The sequence below is a fragment of the Sphingopyxis sp. LARHCG72 genome (assembly GCF_052871675.1).
Genome location: NZ_JBIXJU010000001.1, coordinates 806570 through 823248, shown reverse-complemented (window position 1 = coordinate 823248; position 16679 = coordinate 806570). Strand labels below are relative to the sequence as shown.

At 65.9% G+C, this 16679-nt stretch carries 17 protein-coding genes; 4 read left to right on the top strand and 13 right to left on the bottom strand.

Features of this window, described 5'->3' with window-relative positions:
- Nucleotide 1: 1 nt before the first annotated feature.
- Nucleotides 2-406, bottom strand: coding sequence for a hypothetical protein (locus ACIPPQ_RS03995; RefSeq protein WP_446542900.1), 405 nt, complete (start codon nt 404-406; stop codon nt 2-4).
- 109 nt (nt 407-515) lie between these two features.
- A complete protein-coding gene (locus ACIPPQ_RS03990) occupies nt 516-1925 on the bottom strand; it encodes a cytochrome P450 (protein ID WP_446542899.1) in 1410 nt (469 codons plus the stop codon).
- Between the two features lie 173 nt (nt 1926-2098).
- Here ACIPPQ_RS03990 and ACIPPQ_RS03985 point away from each other — a divergent pair, with 173 nt between their 5' ends.
- On the top strand, nt 2099-3073 hold the full coding sequence (locus tag ACIPPQ_RS03985) for a hypothetical protein (protein WP_446542898.1): 975 nt from the start codon (nt 2099-2101) through the stop codon (nt 3071-3073).
- Between the two features lie 4 nt (nt 3074-3077).
- On the opposite strand, the gene ACIPPQ_RS03980 is transcribed toward ACIPPQ_RS03985, so the two are convergent.
- The 8 genes from ACIPPQ_RS03980 to ACIPPQ_RS03945 form a co-directional block, all read right to left on the bottom strand.
- Complete coding sequence (locus tag ACIPPQ_RS03980; RefSeq protein WP_446542897.1) at nt 3078-4409, bottom strand: dicarboxylate/amino acid:cation symporter; 1332 nt, start codon at nt 4407-4409, stop codon at nt 3078-3080.
- Between the two features lie 47 nt (nt 4410-4456).
- Complete coding sequence (locus tag ACIPPQ_RS03975; RefSeq protein ID WP_446542896.1) at nt 4457-5809, bottom strand: dicarboxylate/amino acid:cation symporter; 1353 nt, start codon at nt 5807-5809, stop codon at nt 4457-4459.
- A 95-nt stretch (nt 5810-5904) separates the two neighbouring features.
- Nucleotides 5905-7674, bottom strand: coding sequence for an SLC13 family permease (locus ACIPPQ_RS03970; protein ID WP_446542895.1), 1770 nt, complete (start codon nt 7672-7674; stop codon nt 5905-5907).
- Between the two features lie 16 nt (nt 7675-7690).
- Entirely contained in the window at nt 7691-8767 is a 1077-nt protein-coding gene (gene aroC, locus ACIPPQ_RS03965) for a chorismate synthase (protein WP_327455198.1), read from the bottom strand.
- A 4-nt stretch (nt 8768-8771) separates the two neighbouring features.
- Entirely contained in the window at nt 8772-9302 is a 531-nt protein-coding gene (locus ACIPPQ_RS03960) for a GNAT family N-acetyltransferase (protein ID WP_446542894.1), read from the bottom strand.
- The gene (gene fabI, locus ACIPPQ_RS03955) at nt 9295-10122 is read right to left on the bottom strand and encodes an enoyl-ACP reductase FabI (RefSeq protein ID WP_446542893.1); all 828 of its coding nucleotides are present in this window, start codon (nt 10120-10122) and stop codon (nt 9295-9297) included. The genes ACIPPQ_RS03960 and fabI overlap by 8 nt, the downstream gene beginning before the upstream one ends.
- Nucleotides 10119-11201 carry a YihY/virulence factor BrkB family protein gene (locus ACIPPQ_RS03950; protein WP_446542892.1) on the bottom strand — a complete coding sequence of 361 codons (1083 nt, stop codon included), beginning with the start codon at nt 11199-11201 and terminating at the stop codon, nt 10119-10121. The genes fabI and ACIPPQ_RS03950 overlap by 4 nt, the downstream gene beginning before the upstream one ends.
- A 3-nt stretch (nt 11202-11204) precedes the next feature.
- Nucleotides 11205-12134 carry a DnaJ C-terminal domain-containing protein gene (locus ACIPPQ_RS03945; protein ID WP_446542891.1) on the bottom strand — a complete coding sequence of 310 codons (930 nt, stop codon included), beginning with the start codon at nt 12132-12134 and terminating at the stop codon, nt 11205-11207.
- Nucleotides 12135-12266: 132 nt separating this feature from the next.
- Here ACIPPQ_RS03945 and pdxH point away from each other — a divergent pair, with 132 nt between their 5' ends.
- Both pdxH and ACIPPQ_RS03935 read left to right on the top strand, forming a co-directional pair.
- Entirely contained in the window at nt 12267-12845 is a 579-nt protein-coding gene (gene pdxH, locus ACIPPQ_RS03940) for a pyridoxamine 5'-phosphate oxidase (protein ID WP_446542890.1), read from the top strand.
- Complete coding sequence (locus tag ACIPPQ_RS03935) at nt 12842-13663, top strand: PhzF family phenazine biosynthesis protein (protein ID WP_446542889.1); 822 nt, start codon at nt 12842-12844, stop codon at nt 13661-13663. Before pdxH ends, ACIPPQ_RS03935 begins: the two co-directional genes overlap by 4 nt.
- A gap of 181 nt (nt 13664-13844) precedes the next feature.
- On the opposite strand, the gene ACIPPQ_RS03930 is transcribed toward ACIPPQ_RS03935, so the two are convergent.
- Nucleotides 13845-15002 carry a serine hydrolase domain-containing protein gene (locus ACIPPQ_RS03930; protein WP_446542888.1) on the bottom strand — a complete coding sequence of 386 codons (1158 nt, stop codon included), beginning with the start codon at nt 15000-15002 and terminating at the stop codon, nt 13845-13847.
- Between ACIPPQ_RS03930 and ACIPPQ_RS03925 the strand changes: the two genes are divergently transcribed.
- On the top strand, nt 15001-15429 hold the full coding sequence (locus ACIPPQ_RS03925) for a hypothetical protein (RefSeq protein WP_446542887.1): 429 nt from the start codon (nt 15001-15003) through the stop codon (nt 15427-15429). The genes ACIPPQ_RS03930 and ACIPPQ_RS03925 overlap by 2 nt on opposite strands.
- On the opposite strand, the gene ACIPPQ_RS03920 is transcribed toward ACIPPQ_RS03925, so the two are convergent.
- On the bottom strand, nt 15426-15671 hold the full coding sequence (locus tag ACIPPQ_RS03920; RefSeq protein ID WP_446542886.1) for a hypothetical protein: 246 nt from the start codon (nt 15669-15671) through the stop codon (nt 15426-15428). The genes ACIPPQ_RS03925 and ACIPPQ_RS03920 overlap by 4 nt on opposite strands.
- Before the next feature lies 1 nt (nt 15672).
- On the bottom strand, nt 15673-16449 hold the full coding sequence (locus ACIPPQ_RS03915; protein ID WP_446542885.1) for a helix-turn-helix domain-containing protein: 777 nt from the start codon (nt 16447-16449) through the stop codon (nt 15673-15675).
- Between the last annotated feature and the right edge of the window lie 230 nt (nt 16450-16679).

Below are 16679 nucleotides of genomic sequence, written 5' to 3'. Positions count from 1 at the left end.
CTTAGGCGGCCATCAACGCCGGCCATGGATCATCGTCGTTGGCGGCGGGTTTGTGCGTATCGGAGCGGAGCGGACGGATGCGCCGCGCCCGCGCGCGAAGCCGCCGGAACGGCGCCAGCAACGCCGCCATGCGGACGGCGACCCACGCCTTCATTGACTGGATGCGCGCAAAGGTCGACAGGGCCCATGTCGCGATCATCGCATCGACATAGGCGGTCATGTCCCACGCCAGCGCCACGGCAAGCTCGGCGGGAAGGACAGCGGCGTACGCCTGGATGGCGAACAGGCCGACAACAAGGAACAGGATATGCTTGCGTTCGAGCCGTTCGAAGAGGCGGAGCGGCTCCTCGACCGTCGTGCGGTGCAGCCAGCGCGCGGCATCGGTGTCGCGCGCGAACAGCATCACGGCGACCAGACCTGCCAGAAAAAGCGCAAAAACTATCCCCGCCCCCTATCATCCCGAAAGTCAGGAGATAGGTCGGCGCCCCGCGCATACAAGCGCGAGAAGTTCGGGCCTAACCCAGCGGGACGAAGCTCACCGTCAGCCCGTCCTTCGGCCGCGGGATCGGCAGCACCTGCCATTCGGGTGCATAACCCTCGGCGACGACGATACGGTGCGTCGTGATGACATGGTGGAAAAAGATCTTCGCCTGCATGTAGGCGAAGTGCAGCCCGAGGCACATGTGCGCTCCGCCGCCGAAGGGCACCCACGCATATTTGTGCCGCTCGCGCGCAACCTCGGGCGAAAAGCGCATCGGGTCGAACTTGTGCGGTTCGGGCCAATGCTCCTCCATCATATGCGTATAGGCGGGGCTGACGCCGACCGAGGTGCCCGCGGGGATGCGGTAGCCGCCATATTCGAAATCCTTGAGCGCGCGGCGCGGGAAGCTCGGCACCGGGGGTACGAGCCGCAGCGCTTCCTTGAACGCCCATTCGGTCATTTCGAGCTGGCCGAGGCTGTTGTGCCCGACACCCTCGCCCGCGGGGGCGACAGCGAGCATCTCTTCGCGCAGCTTGTCCTGCCATTCGGGGTTACGCGCGAGTTCCCAAACCAAAGTCGTGATCGAACTGGTGATCGTGTCGTGCGCCGCCATCATCAGGAAGTTCATATGGTCGACGATCGCCTCGACCGACATGTAATTGCCGTCATCGTCGCGCGTGCGGCAGATTTGGCTGAACATGTCCTCGCCCGCGCCGTCGCGCCGTTCGGGCACCATCTTGCCGAAATAATCGACCAGATAGGCGCGCCCCTTCGCGCCGCGGCCCATCGCAGTGAAGGGCAAGGGCACGCGCACGACGCCGATCGACGCCTGTACCATGTCGACGAACGCCTTGTTGACCTTGTCCGCCTCGGGACCCCAGGGGATGCCGAGGAAGCTCGTCGCGGCGAGGTCGAGCGTGAGTTCCTTGATCGCCGGATAGAATTTGAAGGTCTTGCCGCTCCACTGGCCGATGCGGTCCCTGATCCCCTCGTTCAGCGAATCAGCATAGTGGCGCATCGGTTCGGGCTTGAACGCGACCGAGAGAATCTTGCGGTCGGCGCGATGTTTTTCGAAATCCATCAGCATCAGGCCGCGCGGGAAAAGCAGATTGAGCACCGGCCCCCATCCCTGTTCGGACGAAAAGATTTTCTCGCGGTCGAACATGACGAGCTCGTTCGCTTCGGGGCCGTGCAGCGCGACGCTGCGCCCGCCGAAGCTGTTGTTGCGATAGACGCGGCCATATTTGGCGACCATGCGGTTCGCAAAGGCCGGATAGTCGCGAAGCTGGTCGAGCGTGTTGCCGAGCACCGGCATGCCGTCCTCGCCCGGGATATGGTCGATCGCGCTGTCGGCGTTACGCGGCAGCCAATGCCGCGTGTCGGGGCCAAAGCGCTTTTCGGACCATTGGCCGGGCGCGGGCTGGATATTCGTCGGCGCGTTCATCGGGTCGAATCCTCATCCATTATCGTTGGCGCCATGGGTAACGAACTACTGACACTGATGCAAGTAACGCATCCGGCGGGCCTTTTCACCATTCACCGCAAATTCAACTCGACTCGTGCAGTTCGATAACCAAGGTGACGGGTCGCATCCGTTGGACCCTAAAGGACAAGGCTATGGCGAAGCGTTTCAGGCGGCCCCTATCCATCGCGCTCGGCGCACTCGCGACGACGATGCTCAGCGGCTGCTATTATGGCGATGTCTATGGCGCGAGCTATGCGTCGGGCGGCGATTGCGCCGCGCGCTATGGCGACGCCTATTATGATTATGACGGCTATGCCTATGACGATGGCTATGGCTACGACTGCTACGACGCGTCGGACTATGGCAGCGGCTTTGCCCAGATCGGCTTCGGCGGCGGCTGGTACGACAGCTATTATTACCCCGGTTACGGCATGTGGATGTTCGACAATTACCGGAACCGCTATCCGCTGCGCGACCGCTATCTGAACTATTGGGGCGGACGCCGCGCCTGGTGGAAACATCATGGCGGGCGCAACGACTGGAAGCCGGGGCGTCCCGGCGGATGGAATCGCGGCGACGGCGACGGCGACGGTCGTCCGGGCGATGGCCGCCCCGGCCGCCCCGGCGGCTGGAACCGCCCCGACCGCGACAATGACGGCCCGCGCGGCACGCGTCCGGGCCGCGGCCCCGGCGATGGCGCGACCGGAACGCCGCCGGTCACGGGCAATCCGGGGCGCCCCGACCGCGGCGACCGCCCGGGCCGTGGCGGCTGGAACCGTGGCGATCGCGACCGTGACGGCCCGCGCGGCACGTGGCCCGGCCGCAATCCGGCCAACCCGGGGACGCCGCCCGCCACGGGCAACCCCGGCCGTCCCGACTGGAGCGGAGGGCGCCCGGGTCGCCCCGACCGCGAACCGGGTGCCGGCCGTTCGCGCCAGATCCGCGATGTGATCGCGCCGCGCGACGGCGGAGCAAACCGCCCCCCGCGCACCGAACGGCCCGCGCCGGCCTATCGCCCGTCCGCGCCGCAACCGGCGCCAGCGGTGCGCAGCGCGCCCGAACCGCGGCCGGCTCCGGCGGCGGGGCGCGCACGCAGCGACCGCGGCAACGACGCCCGGCCCGACTAGGTTATCAGGCCGGCGGCGCCGCTTTCGTCGCCGGCGCATCCTTCAGCCCCGCCGACACGACAGTCGCGGCGACGAGGTCGCCGATGACGTTGAGCGTCGTGCGGCACATGTCGAGGAAGCGGTCGACGCCGAGGATCAGCCCGATGCCTTCGGGCGGCACGCCGACCGACGCGAGGATCAACGCGATCACCGGGAGCGATCCCGCAGGAACCCCGGCAGTACCGATCCCGCCCAATATGCACACGAGCATCACGACGACCTGCTGCTGGAGCGTCAGGTCGATGCCGAAAAATTGCGCGAGGAAGATCACCGTCACCCCCTCGAACATCGCGGTGCCGTTCTGGTTCGCCGTCGCGCCGATGGTGAGCACGAAGCGCGCGACCTTGTCAGGCAGGCGCAGCCGGTCGTGCGCGACGCGGAGCGCCGTGGGCAATGTCGCGTTCGACGAGGCAGTCGCGAACGCCATGACGAAGGCCTCCTGCGTTTCGCGAAAGAAGGCAGCGGGTGACTTCCCCGCAAGCGTTTTCAGCAGCACCGGGAAGACGATGAACATCTGGAGCGCGAGCGCGAGCAGGACGACGCCGACAAAGGCCGACAGGCGGATGATCAGGTCCCAGCCGAATTGCGCGGCGAGGTTGAACATGAAACAGAAGACCGCGATCGGCGCGAGCTGGATTACGAGGCCGATCAGCTTCATCACCACCTCGAACACCCCTTCGACCACCGTCTTCAGCGCGTCGGTCTGCGGCGTGCGAACGAGCATCAGGCCGATACCGAAAAAGAGCGCGAAGAACATCACCGCGAGCACGTCGTTCGCACCCATCGCGGCGAAGACATTGTCGGGGACGATCGCGACCACCGCGTCCATCCCCGTCTTCGCCTCGCCCGCACGATCGGCGATCGCCTGCGCGCCCGCCGCGCCCTCGGCCATCAGCGACCGCGCGAGCGCAGGATCGACCCCGGCGCCGGGCTGGAGCAGATTGACGAGGACAAGGCTGATGACGACCGAGATCGCCGAGACGATTACGGTATAGACGAGCGTGCGAACGCCGACCGTTTTCAGCGCGCGCATCTCGCCCATTTCGGCCACGCCGACGATCAGCGCCGACACGAGCAGCGGGATGACGAGCATGAACAGCAGGCGAAGGAATATCTGCCCGAGCGGGCCGGTGACATAAGTCGTCACCGTCCCGACCCAGGCCGCATCTGGCGCGCCATAATGGACGGCGAGCCCGATAATCAGCCCGGCAAGAAAGCCCGCGAGCATCCGCCATCGCAGCCGCCGGGCGCGGATTTCATCCCGCGCCGCCCGATCGATTGCCGCTGCTTCGGCCATGGTCAGCTCCTTGCTCGCCCCCATGGGAGCGGCCCGAAGCTCGCGCGTTACGCGTTATCGGCCGCCGGCTTATTTTCCCCTGCGTCCTCTGTATCACGAAGATCGAGCCCGCGGGTTCCATGATGCGGTGTATGCGATGGCGCATGCGGCCGTTCGAGATCGGCGGGTTCGGGCGCTTCGAGCATGCCCTCCCACTTCGTGATCACGCTCGTCGCCACGGCATTGCCGACGACATTGGTCGCGGTGCGGCCCATGTCGAGGAACTGGTCGATGGCGAAGATCAGCGCGACACCCTCGACCGGCAGGTCGAACATCGCGAGCGTCGCGGTGATCACGACGAGGCTGGCGCGCGGCACCGCGGCGATCCCCTTCGACGAAACCATCAAGGTCAGCAGGATCAGGATCTGCTGCGTAATCGACAGCTCGATCCCATACGCCTGCGCGATGAAGATCGTCGCGAAGCTCGCATACATCATCGATCCGTCAAGATTGAAGCTGTAGCCGAGCGGCAACACAAAGCCCGAAATACGGCGCGGCACGCCGAAACGGTCGAGCTGTTCGAACAGCTTGGGCATCGCCGCCTCGGACGAGGCGGTTGAAAAAGCGATCAGGAGCGGCTGGCGGATATAGCGGATCAGCGAGAATATCCGGCGGCCGAGGAAGATCGCGCCCGCGCCGAGCAGGATGACCCACAGCACGACGAGCGAGAGATAGAATTCGGTGACCAGCTCGGCATAGGTGCCGAGGATGCCGAGGCCATATTTGGCGACGACCCCGGCCAGCGCGCCGAACACCGCGATCGGCGCAAGGCGCATCACATAGCCGGTGATCTGAAGCATCAGTTCGGCGAGTGACTCGGCACCGCGCAGCAGCGGCTTGCCCTTTTCGCCGATGGCGGTGAGGCCCACCCCCGCGAACAGTGCGAAAACGAGGATCTGGAGGACGTTGTTGTCCGCCATCGCCTGAAAGATATTCTTCGGGAAGACATGCTCGATAAACTCGAACAGATCGAGCTTCTTGACCTCACCGACCTCGGCGATCGAGTGCGCCCCGACGGTGAGGTTGAGCCCCGCGCCGGGCTGGAAAAAATTGACCATGATCAGGCCGAGGCTGATCGAAATCAGGCTGGCGAGGATGAACCAGGCGATCGCTCGCGTACCGATGCGGCCGAGCGCCGAGCTGTCGCCCATATGCCCGATACCCGCGATCAGCGTGCCCAGAATGAGCGGTGCAACGACCAGTTTGATCAGGTTGAGAAAGATCGTCGAAAGCGTGCTGAAGCTGCGTAGCCAGTAGGTGAAGGCTTCGCTGTCGGCGGGGACATATACCCGCACCAGATAGCCGGTGATGACCCCCAGGATCATCCCGATCAGAATATACAAAGTCAGGCGGTGCCCCATAAATTACTCCCTGTTCCGCCTTGGGCGGATCTTTATGCGAGCGGAGGTAACAGGGTGATGCGCTGCGGGCAATCGCTGCCGGGCCTGCCGCGCGGTCAAGGCGCCCAAAAGGCGAGCGCGGCGCAGCCCCCGATGCCCGTCAGGATATTGAGCGGGACGCCGATGCGCACGAAATCCATGAAACGATAGTCGCCCGCGGCATAGACAAGCGTGTTCGTCTGATAACCCACCGGGGTCGCGAAACAGGCCGATGCGCCGAGCATCAGCGCGATCAGCAGCGGTTGCGGCGCGACGCCGGTCGCCTGGGCAATCCCGATCACGAGCGGCCCCATCAGCGCCGCGACGGCATTGTTGCTGAGCAGTTCGGAAAGCAACAACGCCGAAAAATAGACGATCGCGATCACCCCCCATTGCGGCGCGTCCGTCAGGATCGGGTCAAGCGCGCCGACCATCAGCGCGACCGACCCCGATTGTTCGAGCGCCGCGCCGACGGCGAGCATCGCGAAGATCAGGATCAGCACGTCACCGTCAATACTGCCCCACGCCTCCGACGCGTCGATGCAGCGCGTCAGGAGCACGATCGCGACACCGATGAACGCCGCGATCCCGATCGACATGATACCAGTCGCCGACAGGAGCACGGCGCTCGCCATCACGAGCATCGCGATCCACGCCCGGCGGCGGCGAAAAGCGGTCGCCGACGCCATCGCAACCCCGATCAGCCCGGTATTGTCGCGAAGCTGCGCGATATTCGCCTCATCGGCGTCGACCAGCAGCCGGTCGGCGGCGCGAATGCGATTTTCGGACAGCGTGGGTCCGGGAAGGTGACGAAAGCGGCTGACGCCGAGGATGCGGACGCGCTGGCGCTGGAGGAAAGGGATTTCGGCAAGCGGCCGGTCGATCGAGCGATGGTTGGGCGATACGGTGACTTCGACGACGGTCGATTCGGCGTCGGGGCTTTCGCCGATGCCCATCGCAAAGCGCTTTTCGCTGCGGATCGTCATCAGCGCTGCACCGTCGAGCCGCGCCACGATCCGGTTGCCCGCGGCAAGCCGATGGTTCTGCGCATCGCTGCCCGTAAGCAGCCGTCCGCCCGCAATCACGCCGACGACCTGCGACGGCGCGACGCCCAGATTGGCAGCATCGAGCGCCATGTCGATCGCCGGATCATCGTCGCCGAGGCCGAGTTCGGTGAGGTAAAGCTGTTCGGTGCCGTCGGCCTTTTCGGCGATGCGCGGATAGTCCGACGGCAGGAAGCGCGCCATGATCAGCAGCCCGACCACGCCCGCCGCCGCGACCGCGAGACCATAAGGCGTGATGCTGAACAGCCCGAAACGTTCGATCCCCGCCTGTTCGGCGATCCCGGCGACGACAAGGTTGGTCGAGGTGCCGATCAAGGTCAGGCAGCCGCCGAGCACCGCGATCACCGACAACGGCATCAGCAATTTCTTGGGCGAGACGCCAAGCGCCTCGGCGAGCCGGAAGCAGACAGGCATCATCACGACGACGAAGGGCGTGCTGTTGATGAAGCCCGAGACGAGCAGCCCGCCGCCGAACACTTCGAGCACCGCGAGCCGCGGGTGCCGTTTGGCGCGATCGACAACATAATTGCCGACCTTGTCGATCACCCCGGTCCGGATCAATGCGCCCGACAGGATGAACATCGCGCCGACGGTCAGCGGCGCGCTGTTCGAGAAAACGGCAAAGGCGCCTTTTTCGTCGAGCAGGCCGAGCGCGAGCATCGTGCCCGCCCCCGCGACCGCGACGACCGAGGGTGAGAAGCGTTCCCACACGAAGGCCGCGAACATGCCTGCGAGCACGAACAGGCCGATCACTGCCTTTTGCTCCGCAATAAATGCGGTCACGGCCTCCACTAGGCCATCAGCCGTTTTGTGCCCTGTGCAGCAATTTATGATCGGCGAGGACGAGTGCCATCATCGCCTCGACGACCGGCGCGCCGCGGATGCCCACGCACGGATCGTGGCGGCCCTTGGTGACGATGTCGGTCGCCTCGCCCGCCTTGTTGACGGTCGGCACGGGGGTAAGGATCGAGCTTGTCGGCTTGAACGCGACGCGCACGACGACGGGCTGGCCGGTCGAGATGCCGCCCGCGATGCCGCCGGCGTTGTTCGACAGGAAATCGGGGCGATTGCTGCCGTCGGCCGCGGGGCGCATCGGATCGGCATTTTCCTCACCGCGGAGGCGCGCGGCGTTGAAGCCCGCACCGATTTCGACGCCCTTGACTGCGTTGATGCCCATCATCGCGGCGGCGAGGTCGCTGTCGAGCTTGGCATAGATCGGCGCGCCCCAGCCGGCGGGGACACCGCTCGCGGCGCATTCGATCACCGCGCCCAGGGAACTGCCCGACTTGCGCGCGGCGTCCATCAGCCCTTCCCAGCGCTGCGCCGCGGCGGGATCGGGGCAGAAGAAGGGGTTGCGGTCGATTTCGTCGAGGTCGAAGTTGGCGGGATCGATCGCGTCGCCGCCGATTTCGGCGACCCAAGCGTGGATCTGGACCTCGGGGATCACCAATCGGGCGACGCCGCCCGCGGCGACGCGCGCCGCGGTTTCGCGCGCGCTCGACCGGCCGCCGCCGCGATAGTCGCGGATGCCGTATTTGGCGTCATAGGCATAGTCGGCGTGGCCGGGGCGATAGGCCTGCGCGATCTCGCCATAATCCTTCGACCTTTGGTCGACATTCTCGATCATCAGGCTGATCGGCGTGCCCGTCGTCTTGCCCTCGAAAGTCCCCGACAGGATACGCACCTGATCGGGCTCCTGCCGCTGCGTCGTGTGGCGCGACTGGCCGGGGCGGCGCTTGTCGAGGAAAGGCTGGATATCGGCTTCGGACAGCGAGAGGCGCGGCGGGCAACCATCGACGACCGCGCCGAGCGCGGGGCCATGGCTTTCACCCCACGTCGTGAAGCGAAGAACGCGTCCGAAGCTGTTGAAACTCATCGCCCTATCCCATCCGGCCAAATGCGGGAGCATAATCCGCGCGCCCGCCTAGCGGCCAAGCCGCGTCCGAGTCCAGCATCATCGCCATGAAATGCGGCCCCGCAAAGGGCGACGCGAAGCGCGCGGCGAGTTCGGGCGAATAGCCGAAGCGCGGGTAATAGCCCTCGTGGCCGAGGACGAAACTGATCGCCACGCCTTGTTCGCGCAAGGCATCGAGCCCGGCGCGGATCAGGGCATCGCCGATCCCCTGCCCCTGGCTGCCGGGCACGACCGAGACGGGCGCCAGGCCCGCGCCCGGAAGTGCGGCACCATCGGCCTCGACGTCCATCCGGCTGAACAACACATGCCCGACGACGTCGCCGTCACGCTCGGCGACGAGCGAGGCCAGCGCATCGCCGTCGGCTTCGATCATGCGCACCAGTTCGGCTTCGCCCTGATGGCCGAAGTCCGTCCCGGCGAAGGCCGCGCGAATGACGCTGTCGATCGCCTCCGCATCCGCCGCCGTCGCGGGGCGGATGACGAGGGCATCAGACAAGCGAGATGTCCGGAGCGTCTTCCTGTTTCATTCCGACGGTATGGTAACCGGCATCGACATGATGCGTTTCGCCGGTGACGCCCGACGACAGGTCGCTCAGGAGATAGAGCGCCGAACCGCCGACATCGTCGATCGTGACGTTGCGGCGCAGCGGCGCGTTATGCTCGTTCCATTTGAGGATCAGGCGGAAATCGCCGATGCCCGACGCGGCGAGCGTCTTGATCGGGCCGGCCGAGATCGCGTTCACGCGAACGCCCTGCGGCCCGTAATCATTGGCGAGATATTTGACGCTCGTTTCGAGCGCCGACTTCGCCACGCCCATGACGTTATAGTGGGGAATCACCTTCTCGGCGCCATAATAGCTCAAGGTCAGCAGCGAGCCGCCTCCGTTGCCCGTCTCCGGATCGAACGGCGTCATCATCGCCGCGGCGCGCTTGGCGACCGCGGTGAAGCTGTAGACGCTGATGTTCATCGTCATCAGGAAGTCGTCGAGCGTGACGTCGGCATAATGGCCGCGGAGTGCTTCCTTGTTCGTATAGCCGATCGCGTGGACGACGAAGTCGATCGTCGGCCAGCGCGCCGAAAGCGTCGCGAACGCGGCATCGAGATTGTCCATGTCGGCGACATCGCAATCGATCAGGAAATCGCAGCCGAGCTCGTCGGCGAGCGGCTTCACCCGCTTCAGCATCACATCGCCCTGATACGAAATCGCGAGCTCGGCGCCGTGCGCGTGGAGCGCCTTGGCAATGCCCCACGCAAGCGACTTATCGTTCGCGAGGCCCATGATCAACCCGCGCTTGCCCTTCATCAGACCCGTCATTTTTCTACTCCAGCCTTTTTGGCTTCAATAACCACATCGTCGACGCGCCCAATAGCGTCGTGGCCCAAATCCTCAACCTCTACCAAAGCGGCATTGAGTTCGGCGCCCATCACCATACCCAATCCGACGAGGTAGAAAAAGAAGAGCGCGACCATGACACCCGCGAGGCTGCCGTAAGTTGCGTCGTAGGAGAGCAGGCTGGCGAGCAACGGTGGCAGCGCGAGCGTGACGGCGATCCACCACAAGGTCGTGAACAGCGCGCCCGGCCATTTGGGGAACTGCCGCCGCCGGTATTTCGACGGTGTGAGGCTGTAGAACAGCATATAGATCGCAAGGAACAGGCCGAGCCCCGACACGCCGCGCGAGATCGCGACGACGCCGACCGACTGATATTGTTCGGGCAGCACACGCGTGACGAACTGTTCGATGCCAACGATCAGCACCTGCATGCTGAACGACAGCAGCATCAGCACGACCGCGCCGGTGATGATGCCGATCGACAGCAACCGGTAGTGGAAAAAGCCCTTGGAAAAATGCGTGCCATAGGCTCTGCGAAGGATGTCGCGCACCGTCTCGATCAGGCTGCCGACGGTCCAGAGCGCGACGAGCGCGCCGAGCCACAGGAAAATGCCCGTGCGCGCGGTCATCACCTCGCGGATCGGCCCCGACAACGCCTTGGCGACCGTCGGCGGCATCGTCGAGAAGACCGCCTCGATCGCCGCCTCGCCGCCGCTGCTGCCGCCGAAAAGTGACAGTGCCGCCGCGAGCAGGATGAAAAAGGGAAAGAGCGCGATCAGCGCCAGATAGGCCAGATTGCCGGCGTGGATGAAGCCGTCGGTGTAGGTGCCTACAACAACGCGGCGGGCGACGCGATAAGCGCGCGTCCCCGGCCCGAGCTGTTCGCGGCTGCGGTCGATGATCCCTTGCGCCCGCGCGCGCAGCTTGACGCGCTTCGCGCGCTCGGCGCGTGCCTCGGGCGAGTGCGGCGAATGGCCCTCGGCCAGAAATTCCTTGCCGACCTCGTCGGCAACCTCGCGCTCGAGCGCGGCGACGATCCTTTTCTCGCTGGCGTCAGCCACGCATCACACGCCAAGCTCCGCCCGCACGGCGCGGTCGTCGGTCCATTCGCTGAGCAGCGTCACCAGCGCATCGTCGTCGGCGGGCAGATCGACCATCAGCCGCACGAGCTGGTCGCCGCGGCCGCCGCCTTTCTGGCTGAACCCCTTGCCCTTGAGGCGCATCACCTTGCCCGACGACGATCCCGCGGGGATCGACAGCATCACCGGGCCGTCGACGGTCGGCACCTTGATCTTCGCGCCCTTGACCGCCTCGTTGAGCGTCACCGGCAGGTCGAGACGGATGTTCGCGCCGTCGCGTTCGTAAAAGGGGTGATCCTTGACCGTGATCGTCACGATGCCGTCGCCGTTGCCGCCCGGCCCCGGCTGCCCCTTGCCGGAGAGGCGCATCTGTGTGCCGGTTTCGACCCCGGCGGGCAGCTTCAGGTCGATCGTGCCGCCGTCCGCCAGCGTGATCCGCTGCGGCGCCTGCGTCGCGGCGTCGATGAAGGAGACCGACAGGCGATAGGCGAAATTAGCGCCTTTCTGCGGCGGCGCGCTGCGCCCGCCGAAGCCGCCGAACGGGCCGCCGGCGTTGCCGCCGCCGCGACCGAACAGCCCTTCGAAGATATCGCCAAAGTCGGCGCTTTCGTTTCCGAAGCCGCTGAAACCGCCGGGTCCGGTGCGCTGGTCGCCGCGGAATCCGCCGCCACCATAGCCGAACGGCATGGCAGGATTGCCCTCGCCGTCGATCTCGCCGCGGTCGAACTGCGCGCGCTTCGTCTTGTCGGACAAGATGTCATACGCCTTGGTCACGTCGGAGAATTTCTCCGACGCCTTCGGGTTGTCCTTGTTCTTGTCGGGGTGCAGTTCCTTGGCGAGCTTGCGGTAAGCGGACTTGATCTCCGCTTCGCTTGCACTCTTCGCAACGCCCAGGGTGGAATAGGGATCGGCCATCATGCTCCTGTAGCCCGATAAGTGACTGGCCGTGAAGGCCCGATTGCGCGTCGATGTGGGAATGCGCCGCAAGAGATCAAGTTTCGCACATGCCGCTCGACCATGCGCGCGCGGCACATTATGACCGCGCGCATGACGGACGATCCCTTTGCCCTGTTCGACAGCTGGTTCGCCGAAGCGCGCACCAGCGAACCCAACGACTCCAACGCGATGGCACTCGCAACGACGACGCCGGACGGCCACCCGTCGCTGCGCATGGTGCTGCTGAAGGGGCATGGGCCCGATGGATTCATCTTCTACACCAACCTCGACAGCCGCAAGGGCGGCGAGCTTGCGGCGAACCCGCACGTCGCGCTGCTGTTTCACTGGAAATCGCTGCGGCGGCAGATCCGCATCGAAGGAAGCGTCACCCCCGTCGACGACGCCGTCGCCGATGCCTATTTCGCGACGCGGAGCCGCGACAGCCAGCTCGGCGCGTGGGCAAGCGACCAGTCGCGCCCGCTCGACAGCCGCGAGACGTTCGAGACGCGCTTCGAGGAGATGCAGGCGCGGTTCGACGGACAGGACGTGCCGCGCCCGCCGCGCTGGTCGGGCTGGCGCGTGACGCCGACCGCCATCGAATTCTGGCAGGACCGCGCGCACCGGCTGCACGAGCGCACGCGCTTCGTACGATCCGGCGACGGGTGGACCAGCGGATTGCTCTATCCATGAGCGCGCCGCGCCGCCTTCCGATCAGCCAGGTCGACGCCTTTGCCGACCGCCCGTTCACCGGCAATCCGGCCGCAGTAATGCCGCTCGAAGAATGGCTTCCCGATGCCGTGCTGCAGGCGATCGCAGCCGAGAATAATCTCGCCGAGACCGCCTTCCTGATCCCCGACGAGAGCGGCGAGGCCGATTATGAGCTGCGCTGGTTCACGCCGGGGGTGGAGGTCGCGCTGTGCGGCCATGCAACGCTCGCGAGCGGGCATGTGCTGCTCTCGGCCGCCCAGTGGCGGAACGACATGACGTTCCGCACACGCAAGGCCGGCATCCTGCGCGTCGCGCGCAACGGCGAGGACGAAGGCTACAAGATGGCGCTGCCCGCCTATCCCCCCGCGGCGAAGGCGATGCCCGATATCGTGCGTGCGATGGGCGGCGATGTCGTCGAAACGCTGTGGCACGAGGGCGGCTATGCGCTGATCGTCTACCCCGACGCGGCGAGCGTTCGCGCGCTCGAACCCGACCTGCGCGCGCTCAAGAAGGGCGGCGACATTTTATATATCGCGACCGCGCCGGGCGCGGGGGATCCGTCCGGCGCCGACGTCGTCAGCCGCGCCTTTGCGCCGGGCGCGGGGATCGACGAGGACCCGGTGACCGGATCGGCACACAGCGTGCTGACCCCCTATTGGGCAACGCGGCTGGGACGCGACCGGTTCGCCGCCTATCAGGCGAGCGCGCGCGGTGGCCATGTCGGCTGCCGCCTCGACGGCGCGATGGTCGAACTCACCGGCACCTGCGTCACGACGCTGGTCGGCGATTTCCTGCTCTGAAAATCCCTCCCCCTTGATGGGGAAGGCGGCGAGACTTGCCAGCTTGCTGGCTAGTCGCAGCGGTGGGGGTGCGGTTTCGGTATGACGCGGCGGTGCTTGGGTGCTCCATCACCCTCATCCAACTCCGCCTAATCGCTTCGCGATAAGGCTTCATATCCTTCTCCCATCAAGGGAGAAGGGATTAGAGCGCTTCGGTCAGGTCGGCGAGATGCCGGCGCAACGCCGGGAATTGCTCGTCGGTCGTCACGCCGAGCCGCACGATCGTCAGCCGCTGCGACGGCGAGACGATGATATATTGCCCCTGATGGCCGATGCAGGCGAACAGGTCATTGGGGCCACGGTCGGGCCATAGCGCCGGGGTCACCCCCGCGGGGCGCTTGCGATTGAGCCAGATATGCCCGCCATAGCCCGCGTCATTCTTCGACGGGGTGAGCATGAAGCGCATCCAGGTTTCGGGGAGCAGCCGCTGGCCGTTCACCACGCCATGGTTACGCAGGAACTCGCCGAACTTCGCATAGTCGCGCGCGGTCGCGTGCATGATCGACCCGCCGATCATCGTGCCGCGCGCGTCATATTCGGGCGTCAGGCTGGTCATTCCCAGCGGCTCGACAAGCCGCCCGCCGATGAAATCGCGCATCGCGTCGCGGCGCGCGTCGGGGTTCTGCGACGGGGTCAGCGTGTCGGCGATGATGTCGGCGAGGATGACGCTGGTCGCCGAACTGTAGTTGAAGACCTCGTCGGGCTGCGCGGCCGCGGGCTTCGCTTCGGCAAAGCCCGCCATGTCGCCCGCACCGCCGCCGAACAGCATCGCGACCGTATCGCCCTGCCAGACCGGATCGCCCGTCTCGACATGCTCGAGCCCCGACGACATGTGGAGCAGGCTGCGGAGCGTGATCGCACCGCGCGGATCGCCGCTGCGCTGCCACGCATCGACCGGCGCGGGACCGTCGAGCGACAATTGCCCGTCGGCGACGAGGAAGCCGGTGAGCACCGCGGTGATGCTTTTTGCCATCGACCAGCTGATGAGTTTCGATTCGGGGCCGAACCCGGCGGCATAACGTTCATAGATCGGCTCGCCGTCGCGCAGCACATAGAGCGCACGCGTCTGTCCGACATCGTCGGCGTCGGTGAAGAGGGCGTCGGCGCGCGCGCGGACCGCGGCGGGCAAGACAGGAAGCGGCTGCGGCGCATCGACCGCGGCGACGCCGTCGAGCGACGCGCCGAATTTCGGCGCCGGCGAGGCGGGCGCCATATTGCCCTGCCCCGCCGCCTGCGTCAGCGACCAGGCGCCGAGCATCGCGAGGGCCGCACTTGCCAGAAGCCGTTTTTTCGTGATCATGGCGCGGGTGAATAACATCAATCCGACCGGGCCGACAACGGGCGAGACGCCGCCACACGCCGCGCCACCGCCCGCCGACCCGATCCCCGCCGCGCGGTCCCGGAAGGCGAGCCGCTGGGGCGGCTGCCTGCCATGGGCGATCGGACTCGCCGTGCTGTTCACAGTCTTCGCGATCTGGAAATTCCCGTCGTTCAAGGCGCAGGCCGAACTGGGGTCGGCCTATGCCGCACGCGTCGGCTGTTCGTGCCGCTATGTCCAGGGCCGCAGCCTCGAAAGCTGCCAGAGCGATTTCGAACCCGGCATGGACATGGTTTCGCTGAGCGAGGACACGGCAACGAAGACGATCACCGGCAGCGTCCCGCTGCTCGCGTCGCGCAGCGCGCGTTACGCTGGCGCCAGCGGCTGCCTGCTACACCCCGACAATTAACGCCGGAAACGAAGCGCCACGAGCGCAACCGCCGCGGGCACGCCGAAGACAAACAGCCCGATCGCCGCCTCCTCCGCCCAGCCATAGCCGGCATGGAACACCCCGACGAGCAGGTTGCCGATCGACACAGCCAGCCACAGCATAAGGAACAGCCGCGTCGCCCGCGCGCCGTCCCGTATCGCGAGGCGCAGCGCCACCAGTAACGCCAATCCGGCGAGAAGCATGATCGCCGTGTGCGACATCCTATTCCACTCCTTCCACGGATAGGGTCGCCGATCGATGGCGCCGCCGCCACTCGCCGGGCGACATGCCGAGCTTGCGGCGAAAGATCGCGCAAAGATGGGCATGGCTGGAAAAGCCGGTGGCAAAAGCAATCTCGGCAATCGTCAGCGGCCGGTTCATCAGGAACCAGCAGGCATGGCGCAGCCGCTGGCGCAGCACATATTGCGCGGGCGTGCGCCCGGTCGCGCGCGTGAAGTGGACGATCAGGCTGTTCACCGACATGCCGACCTCGGCCGCCATATCCTCGACCGTCAACGGCAGTTCGAGCTGCGTCTGGATATACGCCATCAGATCATTGATGCGCTGGACGATGGCGGGAGAGTCGGGGCGGCCGGCCATCGCCGCGAGCGTCTCGTCAAGGATCGCCAGTAGCGGGCCGGCCGCCGACGCATCGCCAGCGAGCAACGCGCGGACCAGCGCCGCGAGCGCCATGTCGTGATGCGCCGCCAGCGCGCGCGTGCCCGGCGCCACCGTCAGCATCGCTGCCGGGATTTCGACCTCGATCGTGCGAACCGCGCCTCCCTTTGCCGCGGCGCGATAACGACGGCGGGCCGGCACCAGCCACATTTCGCCGGGCAGCGGATCGCCAAGCGACGTCCGTTGATCGTCCTGCCAGGTTTCGAGCCAGTGATAGCTTCCCGCCTCATACAGGATCAGCGCATGGACATCGCGTTCGATCGTCCAGCTCGACGGGCCATCGATCCGGTCAACGATCGAGGCGACCCTGAGTCCTCCCACTTCCATTACTTGAGTATGCCAAGAATGGGAAAATGTGAAAGCCTGCTATATTTGCCAATTCTATGGTTAAATCGCGCCAACCAATACTTCGGCTGACTTGTTCAGCCGGAGGAAAAACGAGCGCGAACAAGATCCTTTCGCGTGCCCCAGACACGTCGATACAGACCCCCCCAAGGCGGGCGACACGATTGTCGCCCGCCGCCTTTTTAGGGGCGAGTACAGGGCCTTGA

Excerpts from the sequence above, each read along its gene's own strand:
- ACIPPQ_RS03990 (WP_446542899.1), bottom strand. The coding sequence starts at position 1,925 with ATGAACGCGCCGACGAATATCCAGCCCGCGCCCGGCCAATGGTCCGAA.
- ACIPPQ_RS03985 (WP_446542898.1), top strand. The coding sequence starts at position 2,099 with ATGGCGAAGCGTTTCAGGCGGCCCCTATCCATCGCGCTCGGCGCACTC.
- ACIPPQ_RS03980 (WP_446542897.1), bottom strand. The coding sequence starts at position 4,409 with ATGGCCGAAGCAGCGGCAATCGATCGGGCGGCGCGGGATGAAATCCGC.
- ACIPPQ_RS03975 (WP_446542896.1), bottom strand. The coding sequence starts at position 5,809 with ATGGGGCACCGCCTGACTTTGTATATTCTGATCGGGATGATCCTGGGG.
- aroC (WP_327455198.1), bottom strand. The coding sequence starts at position 8,767 with ATGAGTTTCAACAGCTTCGGACGCGTTCTTCGCTTCACGACGTGGGGT.
- fabI (WP_446542893.1), bottom strand. The coding sequence starts at position 10,122 with ATGACGGGTCTGATGAAGGGCAAGCGCGGGTTGATCATGGGCCTCGCG.
- ACIPPQ_RS03945 (WP_446542891.1), bottom strand. The coding sequence starts at position 12,134 with ATGGCCGATCCCTATTCCACCCTGGGCGTTGCGAAGAGTGCAAGCGAA.
- pdxH (WP_446542890.1), top strand. The coding sequence starts at position 12,267 with ATGACGGACGATCCCTTTGCCCTGTTCGACAGCTGGTTCGCCGAAGCG.
- ACIPPQ_RS03935 (WP_446542889.1), top strand. The coding sequence starts at position 12,842 with ATGAGCGCGCCGCGCCGCCTTCCGATCAGCCAGGTCGACGCCTTTGCC.
- ACIPPQ_RS03925 (WP_446542887.1), top strand. The coding sequence starts at position 15,001 with ATGGCGCGGGTGAATAACATCAATCCGACCGGGCCGACAACGGGCGAG.
- ACIPPQ_RS03930 (WP_446542888.1), bottom strand. The coding sequence starts at position 15,002 with ATGATCACGAAAAAACGGCTTCTGGCAAGTGCGGCCCTCGCGATGCTC.
- ACIPPQ_RS03920 (WP_446542886.1), bottom strand. The coding sequence starts at position 15,671 with ATGTCGCACACGGCGATCATGCTTCTCGCCGGATTGGCGTTACTGGTG.